At 67.9% G+C, this 15,928-nt stretch carries 15 protein-coding genes; 2 read left to right on the top strand and 13 right to left on the bottom strand.

Annotated features, from left to right (window positions below):
• Nucleotides 1-128: 128 nt before the first annotated feature.
• From JHD77_RS26815 to JHD77_RS26770, 10 genes are all read right to left on the bottom strand, one after another.
• Entirely contained in the window at nt 129-962 is an 834-nt protein-coding gene (locus JHD77_RS26815; protein WP_029610601.1) for a hypothetical protein, read from the bottom strand.
• Between the two features lie 190 nt (nt 963-1,152).
• Complete coding sequence (locus JHD77_RS26810) at nt 1,153-2,094, bottom strand: LysR family transcriptional regulator (RefSeq protein ID WP_003084073.1); 942 nt, start codon at nt 2,092-2,094, stop codon at nt 1,153-1,155.
• Between the two features lie 174 nt (nt 2,095-2,268).
• Entirely contained in the window at nt 2,269-2,670 is a 402-nt protein-coding gene (gene pcaC, locus JHD77_RS26805; RefSeq protein ID WP_003084072.1) for a 4-carboxymuconolactone decarboxylase, read from the bottom strand.
• A gap of 10 nt (nt 2,671-2,680) precedes the next feature.
• Nucleotides 2,681-3,472 carry a 3-oxoadipate enol-lactonase gene (gene pcaD, locus JHD77_RS26800; RefSeq protein ID WP_003161006.1) on the bottom strand — a complete coding sequence of 264 codons (792 nt, stop codon included), beginning with the start codon at nt 3,470-3,472 and terminating at the stop codon, nt 2,681-2,683.
• 14 nt (nt 3,473-3,486) lie between these two features.
• Nucleotides 3,487-4,866: a 3-carboxy-cis,cis-muconate cycloisomerase gene (locus JHD77_RS26795; protein WP_003145060.1), complete on the bottom strand. Its 1,380-nt coding sequence runs from the start codon at nt 4,864-4,866 to the stop codon at nt 3,487-3,489.
• Between the two features lie 22 nt (nt 4,867-4,888).
• Nucleotides 4,889-6,187: an MFS family transporter gene (locus JHD77_RS26790; protein WP_003101889.1), complete on the bottom strand. Its 1,299-nt coding sequence runs from the start codon at nt 6,185-6,187 to the stop codon at nt 4,889-4,891.
• 149 nt (nt 6,188-6,336) lie between these two features.
• Nucleotides 6,337-7,542: a 3-oxoadipyl-CoA thiolase gene (gene pcaF, locus JHD77_RS26785; protein WP_003101891.1), complete on the bottom strand. Its 1,206-nt coding sequence runs from the start codon at nt 7,540-7,542 to the stop codon at nt 6,337-6,339.
• Nucleotides 7,539-8,321, bottom strand: a complete 783-nt coding sequence (locus JHD77_RS26780) for a CoA-transferase subunit beta (protein ID WP_003084062.1) — start codon at nt 8,319-8,321, stop codon at nt 7,539-7,541. Before JHD77_RS26780 ends, pcaF begins: the two co-directional genes overlap by 4 nt.
• Nucleotides 8,318-9,169, bottom strand: a complete 852-nt coding sequence (locus JHD77_RS26775) for a CoA transferase subunit A (RefSeq protein ID WP_003084060.1) — start codon at nt 9,167-9,169, stop codon at nt 8,318-8,320. Before JHD77_RS26775 ends, JHD77_RS26780 begins: the two co-directional genes overlap by 4 nt.
• 150 nt (nt 9,170-9,319) lie before the next feature.
• Nucleotides 9,320-9,859 (bottom strand): helix-turn-helix domain-containing protein, encoded by a 540-nt coding sequence (locus tag JHD77_RS26770; protein WP_003084057.1) that lies wholly within the window; start codon nt 9,857-9,859, stop codon nt 9,320-9,322.
• A 154-nt stretch (nt 9,860-10,013) separates the two neighbouring features.
• Between JHD77_RS26770 and JHD77_RS26765 the strand changes: the two genes are divergently transcribed.
• Together JHD77_RS26765 and JHD77_RS26760 are read left to right on the top strand one after the other, a co-directional pair.
• Entirely contained in the window at nt 10,014-10,796 is a 783-nt protein-coding gene (locus JHD77_RS26765) for an aldolase (RefSeq protein ID WP_003084054.1), read from the top strand.
• 59 nt (nt 10,797-10,855) lie between these two features.
• Nucleotides 10,856-11,737 carry a dihydrodipicolinate synthase family protein gene (locus tag JHD77_RS26760; protein ID WP_003101895.1) on the top strand — a complete coding sequence of 294 codons (882 nt, stop codon included), beginning with the start codon at nt 10,856-10,858 and terminating at the stop codon, nt 11,735-11,737.
• A 77-nt stretch (nt 11,738-11,814) separates the two neighbouring features.
• Here the strand turns inward: JHD77_RS26760 and JHD77_RS26755 are convergent, their stop codons facing one another.
• The 3 genes from JHD77_RS26755 to JHD77_RS26745 all read right to left on the bottom strand — a co-directional run bounded on the left by JHD77_RS26755 (nt 11,815) and on the right by JHD77_RS26745 (nt 15,883).
• Nucleotides 11,815-12,873, bottom strand: coding sequence for an ABC transporter substrate-binding protein (locus tag JHD77_RS26755; protein ID WP_003101898.1), 1,059 nt, complete (start codon nt 12,871-12,873; stop codon nt 11,815-11,817).
• Nucleotides 12,874-13,036: 163 nt separating this feature from the next.
• Nucleotides 13,037-14,419 (bottom strand): aspartate aminotransferase family protein, encoded by a 1,383-nt coding sequence (locus JHD77_RS26750; protein WP_003101901.1) that lies wholly within the window; start codon nt 14,417-14,419, stop codon nt 13,037-13,039.
• A gap of 30 nt (nt 14,420-14,449) precedes the next feature.
• A complete protein-coding gene (locus tag JHD77_RS26745) occupies nt 14,450-15,883 on the bottom strand; it encodes an APC family permease (RefSeq protein WP_003084045.1) in 1,434 nt (477 codons plus the stop codon).
• Between the last annotated feature and the right edge of the window lie 45 nt (nt 15,884-15,928).

Raw genomic sequence — 15,928 nt, 5'->3', positions numbered from 1 at the left:
TCGCGTAGGGCGCATAACCGCTTGCGGTTATCCGCCGTCGGGCTTCGGTGTATCGGCGGATAACGCCGGTGGCGTTATCCGCCCCACCCCAGGGTTGGCGGCATCGCGTAGGGCGACGGCGCTTCGCTTCAGAAGGTGAATTCCATATTCAACGTCGGCGTCGAGGTGCGGCTGCCGGTGCCACCGTCGACGCCGAACTTGTTGTGCCAATACTCGTAGCCGACGCCGAGCCACAGGTTCGGCTGGCGCTTGTCGCCTGGCAGGGCGGCGACCATCAGGGCGGTGCGGACCAGGGTTTCCGCCGCGGTGTCCTTGTCGTTGTAGTCCTCGCCCTTCTCTCCCACGTAGTTGACGAAGCCCTGGAACTTCGCCGCATGGTTGCCGACCTTGAACGGCCGCATCCAGGTCAGGTTAAGCATGTAGGTGGTGTCGAAGGTGTGGTCGGGATGGCGCACGCCGGGCACGCCGAAGTGGTTCTTCTCGCGGTAGTAGAGCAGGCTCAGGTCGAGCACGCCGGGACCGTTGAACTTGAGGGTCGGGCCGAACACCAGGGCGCGCTTCTTGGCCGAAGCCAGGTTGTTGTTGCGGCTGGCGTCGAAGCCCAGGGTGAAGGCGTAGTCCTTGACCAGGCCGGTGCCCAGCGGCCGGTCGAACACCCGCGAAGCGTAGAGCTGGTGGCGGTAGACCGCATAGACTTCGCTGCCACCATGGTCGGTGCCCTTGCGCGGGTCGCGGTTGTCGGAAAGGAACACATCGAGATTGAAGAAATTGCTGCCGTAGCGATAGCCGTCGGCGTGGGTGAAGCTGTAGATGCGCTTGGCGAACTTGTCCGGGTTGTTCGGGTTGGTGAATTGCTGGCCGTAACGGAAACCGACGCTGTTGCTCATCCATTCCAGCGCCATGCTCTCCCCGGCGCCGACGAGCGCGATCAGGGCGGCGGCGCCCTGCATCATCTTCTTCATGCTGTGTGTCCTGCTGGTTGCTTGTTGTTCTTGTGGCGACTCAGCCCCCGGTTTCGCGCCGGGGTCGCGGGGCAGTATCGGCACTTCGCCGCGCTGACCAAAGAACAGAATATCGAACATGCCGATGCCGAAACGGCATCAGCGGACGGGCAAGCTCGGGCAAGCCGTCTGGCATCGGCGCGAGCGCCGCTCAGGCCTCGTTCAGGCGCGCTTCCTCGCGCTCGCGCAGGCGCACTTCCTCGGCGATCTGCCGGGCCAGGGCGTCCACCGCCACCGGCAGGTAACGGCCGGTACGCACGTAGAGGCCGAGGTCGCTGTGGATGCCGCCATTGTCTTTCAGCGGCAGGAAACGCAGCTCGCCCTGGGCGATGTCGGCCTCGATCCCCAGGCGGGTCTGGAAGGCGACGCCGAGCCCGCGCCGCGCCAGTTGTCGCGACAGCTCCAGGGAGCTGCTCTCCAGCACCGCCCGGCGCGGTTCGCGCAAACGGCGCTGGAGCGGCGCCAGCAGGTGATGGATGGACAGCTCGCTCTTGGCCATGATCAGGCCATGTTCGACGCAATCGGCGAAGGCGATGGCCTGGTGTCGCGCCAACGGGTGCTGCGGGGAGACGATGGCACCGAGGCGGAAATGGCCGACGCTGACCTGTTGCAGGTCGGCGCTGCGCGGCAGGGCGAAGGCCAGGCCGAGGTCGACCGCGCCACTGCTCACCGCCTCGGGTATCGCCTGGGAACCGAGCAGGGTGACGCCGACGGTGATGTCCGGGTAGCGTTCGCGCATCGCCTTGAGCACGCAGGGCAGCAGGTCGCTGGTCACCGCTTCGATGGTGGCGATCTCCACATGGCCGGTGCGCAGGCCTTGCAGCGCGTCCAGTTCGGAACGCACGCGCTCCATGTCCTGCAGGACCACGGTGACGTGGCGCGCGAAGATCTCCCCGGCTCCGGTCAGGCGCAGGCCGCCGGGCAGGCGGTCGAACAGCGGCGCGCCGATCTCGTCCTCCAGCTTGAGGATCTGCCGGTTCACCGCCGACGAGGCGACGTTCAGGCGCCGCGCGGCTTCGCGGATCGAATGGCAGCGGCGAACCATGTCGAAGTAGTGGATCGCGGGCGCGTGGATATGCAGCTTGCGGCTCATGGCGGACCGAAGGGATGACGGAGCTGTCGACCTTCCGGGAAACGCCGGCGATTGGCAAGGGGAAGCGCCGCCTTGCCGACCCACGCGCAGGACGGATAACCGCCGTTGGCCCTCGGGGTATCGGCGGATAACGCCTGCGACGCCATTCGCCCTACCGCTAGCGCCGCCGGCGACCTACCGGGACGCCTGCTGCGACTCCACGCCAAGCTCGTCCCACACCGATTCGGCCAGGTGGAAGGTCGCGTTGGCTGCGGGAATACCGCAGTAGATGGCGCTCTGCATGATCACTTCCTTGATCTCGTCGCGGCTCACCCCGTTGTTCTTCGCCGCGCGCAGATGCAGCTTGAGTTCCTCGTTGCGGTTCATGCCGATCAGCATGGCGATGGTGACCAGGCTGCGGGTGTGTCGCGGCAGCCCCGGACGGGTCCATATGTCGCCCCAGGCGTGGCGGGTGATCATTTCCTGGAACTCTTCGTTGAACGGCGTCAGGTTGGCCAGGCTGCGCTCGACATGGGCGTCGCCGAGCACCGCGCGGCGCACTTGCATGCCGGCTTCGTAGCGTTGTTTCTCGTCCATCGGCGGCTCCTCAGGCGGACAGCAGGAAATCGACCAGGCGGCGGCTGAAGGCGTCGCCCGCTTCGACGTTGGACAGGTGCGCGGCGGCGAACTCGACCAACTGCGCGTCGGCGATGCGCGCCTGCATGAAGCGGGCGTTGTCCGGAGTGGTCACGGCATCGTGGCTGCCGGCGACGATCAGCGTCGGCGCCTGGACCAGCCCGAGCTGCTCGCGGAAATCGGCGTCGCGTACCGCAGCGCAGTTGGCCGCGTAGCCCTGCGGCGAGGTGGCCGCGAGCATCGCGACGATGTGCTCGACCTGCGCCGGTTCGCGCTCGGCGAAGCCCGCGGTGAACCAGCGCGCCACCGAGGCGTCGCGCAGGTCACGCATGGCCTGCTCGCCGCCTTTCAGGACGGTATCGATGCGGGTGTTCCAGACCTCGTCGCTGGCAATCTTCGCCGCGGTGTTGCACAGCACCAGCCGGCCGAGCCGCTCGCCGGCGTGGATGCCCAGCCACTGGCCGATCAGGCCGCCCATGGACAGCCCGCAGAAATGCACGCGCGGCAGCTCGAGGGCATCGAGCAGGGCAAGCACGTCGGCGCCGAGCTGGCCGATGGCGTACGGTCCGGGGGTGACCAGCGAGGCGCCGTGGCCGCGGGTGTCGTAGCGCAGCACGCGGAAATGGGCGGTGAGTGCGGGGATCTGCGTGTCCCACATGCCCAGGTCGGTGCCCAGCGAGTTTGACAACAGCAGGACCGGCGCGCCGGCCGGTCCTTCCAGGGAGTAGTTCAGGTCGCCGTCGGCGAGGCGTACGGTTGGCACGAAGGGATCTCCAGTCAGGCGGGATGGGGTTCGAAGCCCAGGGCATGGTGTTCGGCGAGCGCGCGCTCGACCCAGGCGCGGGCCTGGCCGAGGTAATGGGCGGGATCGAGCAGGCGGTCCAGTTCGTCGCCGGACAACTCGGCGCTCACCCGCGCCTCTTCGCCGAGCACCGCGCGCAACTCGCGGCGCTGCTCGACGGCGCGGCGGCAGCACTGTTCCACCAGATGGTGCGCGGCTTCGCGGCCGATACGGCGGGCCAGGGCGATGCTCACAGCCTCGGCGAGCACCAGGCCGTGGGTCAGGCCAAGGTTGCGGCGCATCCGCTGGGCGTCCACCTCCAGGCCTTCGAGCAGGCCGATCGCCTGTTGCAGCGCGCCGGCAACCAGGCAACAGAGTTCCGGCAGGGTTTCCCACTCGGCGTGCCAGAGACCGAGGCTGCGCTCGTGTTCCTGCGGCATCGCCGCGAACAGGGTCGAGACCAGCCCCGGCGCACGGGTGGCGGCGGCGATCAGCACCGCGCTGCTCACCGGGTTGCGCTTGTGCGGCATGGTCGAGGAACCGCCGCGCCCGGCGCCGGCCGGCTCGAAGACCTCGCCGGCCTCGGTCTGCATCAGCAGGCTGACATCGCGACCGAACTTGCCGAGGCTACCGGCCACCAGGCCGAGCACGCTGGCGAATTCCACCAGGCGGTCGCGCTGGGTGTGCCAGGGTTGTTCGGGCAAAGCCAGGCCCAGCTCCTCGGCCAGCGCCGCGGCCACCGGCAGGGCCTGTTCGCCGAGCGCGGCGAGCGTCCCCGAGGCGCCGCCGAATTGCAGCACCAGCAGGCGCGGGCGCAACTCGCGCAGGCGCTGGCGGTGCCGGGTCAAGGCACCGAGCAGGCCGGCGAGCTTCATGCCCAGGGTCACCGGGGTGGCGTGCTGCAACCAGGTGCGCCCGGCCAGCGGCGTGTCGGCATGCCGTTCGGCCTGGTCCGCCAGGACCTCGGCAAGACGTTGCAGATCCTGCTCGAGCAAGGCCAGCGCACGGCGCAGTTGCAGCACCAGGCCGCTGTCCATGGCGTCCTGGCTGGTGGCGCCGAGATGCACGTAGCGCTCGGCCTCGGCGTCGCCAGCCGCCACCTGGCGGCCCAGCGCCTTGACCAGCGGGATCGCCGAGTTGCCGGCAGTGGCGACCGCCTCGGCCAGCGCCAGCGGGTCGTACAGTTCGGCGCGGCAGGCCGCCTCGATCGGCGCCACCGCCGTCGCGGGAACCACCCCGGTGCGCGCCTCGGCGCGGGCCAGGGCGGCCTCGAAGTCGAGCATGCCTTGCAGGCGGCCGCGGTCGGAGAACACCGCGCGCATCGGCGCCGCCGTGAAATAGGCATCGAACAACTGGTTGGCGGGTACGTCGCTCATCGGTTTTCCTTTTCCCGGCCCGTCAGGGCTCGTCGTTCAGGTAGCTGACCTTGCGCAGGTCCGGCAGGCTCACGCAGACCAGCAGCGCCAGCAGGCACATGGCTGAAACATACCAGTAGAAGACGTTCTCCATCCCTACCGACTTCAGCCCCAGGGCGACGTACTCGGCCGAGCCGCCGAAGATCGCGTTGCCCACCGCGTAGGACACTCCGACGCCGAGGGCGCGCACCTCCGGCGGGAACATCTCGGCCTTGATCAGGCCGCTGATGGAGGTGTACAGGCTGACGATGGCCAGCGCCAGGATGATCAGGAAGAAGGCCATGTAGGGACTGCTCACGGTCTTCAGCGCGAGCAGGATCGGCAGGGTGCAGAGCGTGCCCAGGGTGCCGAACCAGAGCATCGAGGTCTTGCGCCCGATGCGATCGGAAAGCATGCCGAACAGCGGTTGCATCAGCATGTACGCCAGCAGGGCGAAGGTCATCACCGCGCTGGCGGTCTTGGCGCTCATCCCGGCGGTGTTGACCAGGTACTTCTGCATGTAGGTGGTGAAGGTGTAGAAGATCAGCGAGCCGCCGGCGGTGAAGCCGAGCACGGTGAAGAAGGCCCGCTTGTGCTTGAACAGCTCGGCGAAGGTGCCGGATTCCTTGCGCTCCAGGGTCGACTTCGAAGCGGTCTCGTTCAGCGAGCGCCGCAGCCAGAGGGCGATCACCGCGGTGATCGCGCCGATCACGAAGGGAATCCGCCAGCCCCAGGCGCGCAGTTCGTCTTCGCTCAGCAACTGCTGCAGGATCACCACCACCAGCACCGCCAGCAACTGTCCGCCGATCAGGGTGACGTACTGGAACGAGGCGAAGAAGCCGCGCTGGCCCTTGAGCGCCACCTCGCTCATGTAGGTCGCGCTGGTGCCGTACTCGCCGCCCACCGACAGGCCCTGGAACATCCGCGCCAGCAACAGCAGCGCCGGCGCCAGGGTGCCGATGCTGGCGTAGGTGGGCATGCAGGCGATCGCCAGGGAGCCGGCGCACATCATCACCACCGAGATCAGCATGGCGGTCTTGCGCCCGTGCTTGTCGGCGATGCGGCCGAACATCCAGCCGCCGATGGGGCGCATGAGGAAGCCGGCGGCGAAGACCCCGGCGGTGTTCAGCAACTGCACCGTGGGGTTGTCGGAGGGGAAGAAGGCCGGTGCGAAGTAGATCGCGCAGAAGGCGTAGACGTAGAAGTCGAACCATTCCACGAGGTTGCCGGAGGAGGCGCCGACGATGGCGAAGATGCGCTTGCGGCGTTCTTCGTTGCTGTACTGGTGAACAGGGGCAGTCATGCTGTTGTTCTCTCGACAGGGTCCGTTTCATCCTGACCGTGCGACGGAGCGTCCTGTTCCGCTGCACACGCGCCGCGCCGCCGCCGAAACATGGGCAGCGCCGCGCGACGCGCGCTCTTGATACCGGGCGGGCGACCCGGTTGTGCCAGTCAGACCCGCTCGATGGCCAGCGCCAGGCCTTGGCCGACGCCTACGCACATGGTCGCCAGGCCGCGCCGGCCGCCGCTCTTCTCAAGTTGATGGAGCGCGGTGAGGACCAGCCGCGCACCGCTCATCCCCAGCGGGTGGCCGAGGGCGATGGCACCGCCGTTCGGGTTGACCTTCTCACTGTCGTCGGCCACGCCCAGTTCGCGCAGGCAGGCCAGGCCCTGGCTGGCGAAGGCTTCGTTGAGTTCGATCACGTCGAAGGCGTCGATCGCCAGGTCCAGGCGCCGCAGCAGCTTGCGCACCGCCGGCACCGGGCCGATGCCCATGATCCGTGGGGCGACGCCGGCGCTGGCCATGCCCAGCACCCGCGCGCGCGGAGTCAGGCCGTGCTTCTCCACTGCCTCGGCGGAGGCCAGGACCAGCGCGGCGGCGCCGTCGTTGACCCCGGACGCGTTGCCGGCGGTGACGGTCTTCTCCGGCCCGTTGACCGGCTTGAGCCGGGCCAGCGCCTCCAGGGTGGTGTCGGGACGCGGATGCTCGTCGTGCTCGACCAGGGTGTCGCCCTTGCGCCCGCGAATCGTCACCGGGACGATTTCCTCGGCGAAGAAACCGGCCTCCTGCGCCCTGCCGGCGCGCTGCTGGCTGCGCAGGGCGAAGGCATCCTGGTCGGCACGCGACACGCGATAGTCGTCGGCGACGTTGTCGGCGGTCTGCGGCATCGGGTCGATGCCGTACTGCTCCTTCATCAGCGGATTGACGAAGCGCCAGCCGATGGTGGTGTCCTCGATCTTCTGGCCGCGCCCGAAGGCGCTATCGGCCTTGCCCATCACGTACGGCGCGCGCGACATCGACTCGACGCCGCCGGCGATGGCCAGCTCCATCTCGCCGCAGGCGATGGCGCGGAACGCCGTGCCGATGGCGTCCATCCCCGAGGCGCAGAGGCGGTTGAGGGTGACGCCGGGCACGCTCTCCGGCAAACCGGCCAGCAGCAGCGCCATGCGCGCCACGTTACGGTTGTCCTCGCCGGCCTGGTTGGCGCAGCCGAGGAACACCTCGTCCAACGCCGACCAGTCGACCCCCGGGTTGCGCTCGACCAGGGCCTTCAGCGGCACCGCCGCGAGGTCGTCGGCGCGCACCGCGGAAAGACTGCCGCCGAAACGGCCGATCGGCGTGCGCACGGCATCGCAGATGAATACCTCGCGGCTCATTCGTCGCTCCCCTTCTGTCCATGGGCGGCCGCGGTGCGCGCCTCGAGGTCGCGCAGCGCGGCGAGTTCGACCTCGCTCGGCGCGGGCGTCTCGGCGACCCGCTCGGCGAAGCGGATCGCCCAGCCGGTGGCCTCGACCACCTGCTCGCGGGTCACGCCCGGATGCAGCGAAGTGACCACGAACTCGTTGCTGCCGGCTTCCGGCTCCATGATGCACAGGTCGGTGATGATCGCCACCGGCCCCTTGCCCGGCAGGCCCAGGCGCTGGCGCGAGTCGCCGCCCTCGCCATGGCCGACCGAGGTGACGAAGGCCAGCTTGTCGACGAAGGTGCGGTGCGACTGCTTGAGGATGATCAGCACTTCCTTGGCGCTGCCGGCGATTTCCGGCGCGCCGCCGGCTCCCGGCAGGCGCACCTTGGGCTGGCGGTAGTCGCCGATCACGGTGGTGTTGATGTTGCCGAAGCGGTCGACCTGGGCCGCGCCGAGGAAGCCGACGTCGATCCGTCCGCCCTGCAGCCAGTAGCGGAAGATCTCGCCGGTGGGGACCACGGTATCGGCGGTCTCGGCCAACTCGCCGTCGCCGATGGACAGCGGCAGGACGCTGGGCTTGGCGCCGATCGGCCCGGACTCGTAGATCAGCACGACGTCCGGCGAGGAAGTCAGGCGCGCCAGGTTGGCGGCCTTCGACGGCAGGCCGATGCCGACGAAGCACACCGCGCCGTTGTGCAGGCGGCGGGCGGCGGCCACGGTCATCATCTCGTTGGTGCTGTAGCTGCTCATCGCTTGCCCTCCGCGAGCTTGGCCTGGAAGGCGCCGAAATCCTCGGTCCCCCGGATGTATTCGTCGATCCACGCGGTGAAGCTTTCGCGGTCGCGGGCGATCGGGTCCCAGTCCTGGTAGAAGCGGTTGTCGCGCTCGTAGTAGCCGTGGGCATAGGACGGATGCGCGCCGCCGGGCACCAGGCACACGGCGCTGAGCGCCCAGCTCGGCAGGACGCAGGCGTTCATCGGGGCGTCCAGTTCGTCGACGATCTCCTCGACGGTGACGATGCAGCGCTTCGCCGCCAGGGCGGCTTCCTTCTGCACGCCGAGGATGCCCCAGAGCAGCACGTTGCCCTTGCGGTCGGCCTTCTGCGCGTGGATCACGCTGACGTCCGGACGCACCGAGGGCACCGCCGCCAGCACTTCGCCGGTGAACGGGCAGGTGACGCTGCGGATCAGCGGGTTGACCTTCGGCAGGTCGGAGCCGGCGTAGGCGCGCAGCACCGCGAAGGGCAGCCCGGAGGCGCCGGCGACATAGGCGTTGGCGAGGTCGGCGTGGCTGTGTTCCTCGATCTCCAGCGGTTGCGGCCAGCCCTTCTCCACCGCGTCGCGCAGGCGGTGCAGCGAACCGACACCGGGGTTGCCGCCCCAGGAGAACACCAGCTTCTTCGCGCAGCCTGCACCGATCAGCAGGTCGTAGACCAGGTCGGGAGTCATGCGGATCAGCGTCAGGTCTTTCCTGCCCTGGCGGATCAGCTCGTGGCCGGCGGCCGTCGGGATCAGGTGAGTGAAGCCTTCGAGGGCGACGCTGTCGCCATCGTGGACGAAGCGTCGCACCGCTTCGCGCAGGGAGAGGATTTCAGCCATCGGTCGGGTCTCGTCTTGTTGTGCGCTGCCTGGACGGCACGTGACGAGAACCTTACGCCGGGGTCCGAGGGCTCACAATCCGATAATCGATTAACAGTTCGATAATCGAACAGAACGTTAGCAAGCATCCGATCGACCGAAGCCGTCGCCTCATTCGTCGCTGTGGATCACCACCAGCAATTCCGCCTGGGTCTCCCCCAGGGAGCGGATGCGGTGCGGCTTCTGTGCGTTGAAATGCAGGGCGTCGCCGCGCTCGAGGATGATCCGCTGGTTCATGAAGTCGACCTCGACCTGGCCCTCATGGACGAAGATGAACTCTTCGCCGAGGTGCTCCTTGAACGTCGAGTGACTGAAATCGCGCGGGGGGTGGACGATGAACGGCAACAGCGCGCGGGCGCCGATCTGCTGCGCGAGGGAGGCGTAGGCCGGGCCGTCGTCGCCGCTGGACAGCGACTTGCGCTGGTCGCGACGAACGATGCTGTAGCCGTCGACACCGTCGCTTTCCTCGGAGAACAGCTCCTCCACCTGCACGTTCAACGCCTTCGCCAGCTTCAGCGCGGCGGCAATGGACGGCGTGTTCAGCCCGCGCTCGACCTTGGACAGGTAGCTCTTGGTCAGGCCGGTCTTGTCGGCCAGGGTCTCCAGCGTGACCCCGAGTTTTTTTCTCAGCAATTTCAAGCGCATGGACATTGAGGACAGCCTTCTCCCGATGGCGATGAAACTTTTCTCTTGCTAATGACACTTTGTATCATATAACTTGATCCGTGTCATTTACAGCCGGGTCGTTGCGTGGCGCGCAACTGCCTGGCGTTTCCCCCGACTCGCTCCGTCAAAGGAACCTCGCATGGCTACGACACTGGAATTACCCAAGGATCAACTGATCCAGCACGCGCTGAAGCAGATGAAAAGCAGCCTCGGCGATAATACGTGGACTGACCGGCAAAAGCTGGCCCTGACCTGCCGGATTCTCTTCGAGGCCGGCCACGACTCCGGGCTCGCCGGGCAGATCACCTCGCGCGGCCCGGAGGCGGGGACCTACTACACCCAGCAACTGGGCCTGGGCTTCGACGAGATCAGCGCCGGCAACCTGCTGCTGGTCGACGAAGACCTCAACGTCCTCCACGGGCACGGCATGGCGAATCCGGCCAATCGCTTCCACAGCTGGGTCTATCGCGCCCGCCCGGACGTCAACTGCATCATCCACACCCACCCGCTGCACATCGCCGCGCTGTCGACCCTGGAAGTACCGCTGCAGGTCTCGCACATGGACCTTTGCCCGCTATACGACGACTGCGCCTTCCTCAAGGACTGGCCGGGCGTGCCGGTAGGCAACGAGGAAGGCGAGATCATCTCCGCCGCCCTCGGCGACAAGCGCGCCATCCTGCTCTCCCACCACGGCCTGCTGGCCACCGGTGCGAGCATCGAGGAGGCCTGCGTGATCGCGGTGCTGCTCGAGCGCGCGGCGAAGATGCAGTTGCTGGCGATGGCCGCCGGAGAGATCAAGCCGATCCCGCCGGCCCTGGCGCGCGAGGCCCACGACTGGATCTCCACCCCGAAGCGCCACGGCGCCGCATTCAACTACTACGCCCGGCGCTGCCTGCCGCGCAACAGCGACTGCCTGAGCTGAACGACCTTTCCCACCAGGTCCGTCCTGGCATTTCCCACTCAATGTCACGGGTACATCCAATGTCCGCATCCATCCACGGCATCATCGGCTACACCATCACCCCCTTCGCCGCCGACGGCGGTCTCGACCTGCCGGCCCTCGGCCGCTCCATCGAGCGCCTGATCGACGGCGGCGTGCACGCCATCGCCCCGCTCGGCAGCACCGGCGAAGGCGCCTACCTGAGCGACCCGGAATGGGACGAGGTGGTCGACTTCACCCTGAAGACCGTCGCCCATCGCGTGCCGACCATCGTCAGCGTCTCCGACCTGACCACCGCCAAGACCGTGCGCCGCGCGCAGTTCGCCGAATCCCTCGGCGCCGAGGCGGTGATGGTCCTGCCGATCTCCTACTGGAAGCTCAACGAGGCGGAAGTGTTCCAGCACTACCGCGCGGTGGGCGAAGCCATCGGCGTGCCGGTGATGCTCTACAACAACCCGGGCACCAGCGGCATCGACATGTCGGTGGAACTGATCCTGCGCATCGTCCGCGAAGTGGACAACGTGACCATGGTCAAGGAGAGCACCGGCGACATCCAGCGCATGCACAAGCTGCGCCTGCTCGGCGAAGGCCGGGTGCCCTTCTACAACGGCTGCAACCCGCTGGCGCTGGAGGCCTTCGTGGCCGGCGCGAAAGGCTGGTGCAGCGCCGCGCCGAACCTGATCCCGACGCTCAACGGCCAGCTCTACCAGGCGGTGCTCGACGGCGACCTGGAGAAGGCCCGCGCGCTGTTCTACCGGCAGTTGCCGCTGCTCGACTTCATCCTCCGCCGGGGCCTGCCGACCACCATCAAGGCCGGCCTGGGCCTCTCCGGCCTGGAGGTGGGGGCGCCGCGCCTTCCGGTGCAGGCGCTGGATACCGAGGGCTGTCGGTATCTGCAGGGGTTGTTGGAAGAGCTGCGCTGATCACCCCGTCAGCGCTTTGACCCGACGGGCCCGGACGACTTGGGGCCCGTCATTTTTTTTGCCGACGCGCAGCGCGCTCAGCGCGCCGCCCAGGCATTGAAACGCTGTTCCAGCTCCTCGCCGTGGTCCACCCAGAACTCGGCATCCACCGCCCGCGCGCCTTCGAGGTTGGCCGGCGCGGTCGGCAGCGCCTCCTGCACCGTCTTCGGCAGCAACGCCAGGGTGCCCTTGTGTACCGGCCCGTAGGGGATCTGCTCGGAGAACACCTTCTGCGTCTGCGGCTGGCTGGCGAAGGCGATGAATTTCTCCGCCAGCGCCTTGTTCGGCGTGCCCTTCACCACCGCCCAGTACTCCGGATCGTAGAGACTGCCGGGCCAGACGATGGCCAGTTTCACCCCCTCCTTCTGCGCAGCGGCGATGCGCCCGTTGTAGGCCGCGCTCATCACCACGTCGCCGGCCGCCAGCCATTGCGGCGGCTGGGCGCCGGCCTCCCACCACTGGATGTTCGGCTTGAGCTGGTCGAGCTTGGCGAAGGCGCGGCTGACCCCCTCCGGGGTGGCAAGTACCTTGTAGAGGTCCTCCGCCTTCACCCCGTCGGCCAGCAACGCCACTTCCAGGGTGTACTTGGCGCCCTTGCGCAGGCCACGCTTGCCGGGGAACTCGCGGACGTTCCAGAAATCCGCCCAGGACTGCGGCGCCCTGGCCAGCTTCGTCGAGTCGTAGGCCATCACCATCGACCAGACGTAGGTGGCCACCCCGCACTCGCTGAAAGTGCCGGGGACGAACTGCGCGGGGTCGCCGAAACGCGCCGGGTCGAGGCGTTCGAACAGCCCCTCGTCGCAGCCGCGGAGCAGTTCGGGGCTCTCCACCTCGACCACGTCCCAGCTGACCTTGCCGACGTCGACCATGGCCTTCACCTTGGCCATTTCGCCGTTGTATTCGCCGGCGACCACCTGCCCGCCGCCGCTTCGCTCGAAGGGTTTGAAATAGGCCTGTTCCTGGGCGGCCTTGGTCGCGCCGCCGAAGGAGATCACCGTCAGGCTCTGGCTCTGCGCCTGGGCCGCCGCGGCGAACGCCAGGCCGAACAGGGACAACCGGGAAAACACGTGTGCGTACTGGTGCAAGGACTTGAACATGGAACACTCCCACAGCCGATTGGCATTGTTGTGATGTTGCTGAGGCAGTTGCCGGCCAGAGGCCGAAACGGTTCCGCGCGCGGTCGCCAGGCGCCGCATCGTCGTTATGGGGGGACGCTCCGTGTCGCAGGCGACCCGGCCGAGGCCGGGCCGCCGGGGCGCGTCAGAGCACGCCGATCTCGCGCGCGGTGCGATCCACCGCGATACGGGTCTTGTCGATCAGTTCGTCGATCTCGGCACGCCCGGCCACCAGCGCCGGGGCCATGATCATGCGGCCGAGGGTGGAGCGGATGATCACGCCCTCCTCGAAGCCGATGGTGCGGCAGCGCCAGGCCAGATCGTTCTCGTTGGCGAAGCGCTTGCGGGTCGCCTTGTCCTCGGCGAACTGCAGCGCGGCGACGAAGCCGGCGCCCTGGACCTCGCCGACCAGCGGATGGTCGCCGAAGACCTCGCGCAGGCAGCGTTGCAGGTAGGGTCCGGTCTCCTCCCTGACCCGCGTGACCACGCCCTCGTCGCGCAGCGCCTTGAGGTTGGCGATGGCCACCGCCGCCGCCACCGGGTGGCCGGAATAGGTCAGGCCGTGGGCGAACACCCCGCCCTGCTCCACCAGCACCTCGGCGATGCGCTTGCCGAGTACCAGGCCGCCCATGGGGATGTAGCCGGACGTCAGGCCCTTGGCGATGGACAGGGTGTCCGGCTGGAAGCCGAAGTGTTCGTGGGCGAACCATTCGCCGGTGCGGCCGAAGCCGCCGATCACTTCGTCGGCGCACAGCAGCACGTCGTACTGCCGGCAGATGCGCTGGATCTCCGGCCAATAGCTTTGCGGCGGGAAGATCATGCCGCCGGCGCCCTGGAAGGGCTCGGCGACGAAGGCGGCGACGTTCTCCGCGCCCAGTTCGAGGATCTTCTCCTCCAGTTGCAGCGCCGCGCGGCGACCGAACTCGGCCGGGCTCAGCTCGCCGCCGTTGGCGTACCAGTAGGGTTCGTCGATGTGGGCGAAGTCCGGCAGCATGCCGCCCATCTCGTGCATGAACTTCATCCCGCCGAGCGCGGTGCTGCCCAGGGTCGAGCCGTGGTAGCCGTTCCAGCGACCGATCATGATCTTCTTCTGCGGCTTGCCGAGGATCTGCCAGTAGCGCCGCACGGTACGGATCAGCACCTCGTTGGCCTCGGAGCCGGAGTTGGTGTAGATCGCGTGGCTGTAGTGGTCCGGCAGCAGGCTGAAGAGCATCTCGGAAAGCTCCACCACCGCCGGGTGGGTGGTGTGGAAGAACATGTTGTAGTACGGCAGTTGTTCCAGCTGGCGGCTGGCGGCGGCGGCGAGGTCCTGGCGGCCGTAGCCGAGGTTGGTGCACCAGAGGCCGGACATGCCGTCCAGGTAGCGCTTGCCGTCGTTGTCCCAGAGCTGCAGGCCATCGCCGCGGACCATCACCCGCGGGCCTTCGCGGTTCAGCGCCTTCTGGTCGAGGAAGGCGTGGATGTGGTGCGCGGCGTCCAGTTGCTGGTAGTCGCGGGTGTCGCGCTGCGGGTTGAGCTGAGCGGTCATCGTCTGTGTTCTCCTTGTTCCCTTGGCGCGTCAGGCCGAAGGGGATTGCAGGGGATCGAGGGCGACGGACTTGCCCTGGGCAGTCTCACCGGCCGTCTCGAGCGGTTCGGGTACGAAGAGGGGCTTGCGCATCACGCCCTTGATCCACACCACCGCCACCAGCGAGACCACGCCGAGCACCACGCCGGCGCTGGCGAAGATCCGTCCGGTCATTTCCGGGGTCGGCGAGACGTGGACCACCGCGTAGATCATCCCGGCGATGCCGAACAGTTGCGGCAGCGGGTAGAACGGCGTGCGGAACGGACGGGCGATGTGCGGATAGCGACGGCGCAGGGCCAGCACGTCGACGTGGGCGATGATGTAGGCCAGCAGCCAGGCCAGCGCGGCAGCGAGCAGCAGCAGGTTGATCGAGTCCGGGTCCTGGCCGAGGATCAGGATCGGCAGGCCGGTGATCGCGGCGACGAACAGCACCGCCACCCAGGGCGTGCGCGCCCGCCGGCTGAGCTGCTTGAATTGCGGGAAGGCCTGACCGTTCTGCGCCATCCCGTAGAGCATCCGCGGGATCGCCGCCAGCGACGAGTTGAGGGTGCTGCAGGTGGCGGTGATCGCGGCGATCACCAGGAACAGCTGGCCGTACTCGCCGAACACGCGGTTGGCGAAGAGGAAGTGTGGCAGCGGGTCGCCGGCCAGTTCCGCCTGCGGGATGCACAGCAGCGCACCGAAGCAGTAGAGGGCGATGGTCAGGAAGATGATGCTCAGGCCGAGGATCATCGAACGCGGGATGTTGCGCTCCGGACGCCGCGTCTCCTCCACCAGCGGGCAGACGAACTCGGCGCCGACGAAGCCCCACACGGCCATCGCGGTGAGCGCCAGGGCGCTTACCCCGAGCGGGTTCCAGCCGCTCGCCAGGGCGGTCTGCGCGGAAGCGTGGTCGCTGCTCACCGCACCCAGGCCGAGCACCAGCAGGACGATCATCATCAGCAGCGCCAGGGCGCTCTGCAGGCGCGCGAAGATGTCGATGCCGAGCAGGTTGAGCAGGGTGAACAGGCCGAGCACGCCGTAGGCCACCAGCATCGGCGGCAGCGCGCCGGGGTAGACCTTGCCGATGATCAGGTCGAGCAGCAGCAGTTCCGCCGAGAGGGCGAACATCGCCACCACCACGTAGCCGGAAAAGGTCGCCAGGATCGCCGGGAAATGCCCGATGGCCACCTCGGTGTAGCTGCTCAGGCTACCGGCGCGGGGAATCATCAGGGCCAGCTCGGAAAAGGAAAAGGCGTAGCTCAGCGCCAGCAGGTAGGCCACTCCCAGCGGCACGATGAAGCCCAGGCCGGCCGTCCCGGCGCCTTGCAGCATCAGTACCATCACGCCCTGGGAAACCACCAGGCCGATGGCCACCGCCAGCAGCGGTCCCAGCCCGAGCACGCGGCGCAGGGCCGGCTCACGCACGTTCGGCGTGTCGTTCATTCGATCGTCCTCTTGTTGTCGTTATCGGCATCGAGTCGTGTCGCG

This window comes from Pseudomonas sp. P20, assembly GCF_016463925.1.
Taxonomy (GTDB): Bacteria; Pseudomonadota; Gammaproteobacteria; order Pseudomonadales; family Pseudomonadaceae; genus Pseudomonas; species Pseudomonas aeruginosa.
This window is presented reverse-complemented; position numbering and strand designations above follow the sequence as displayed.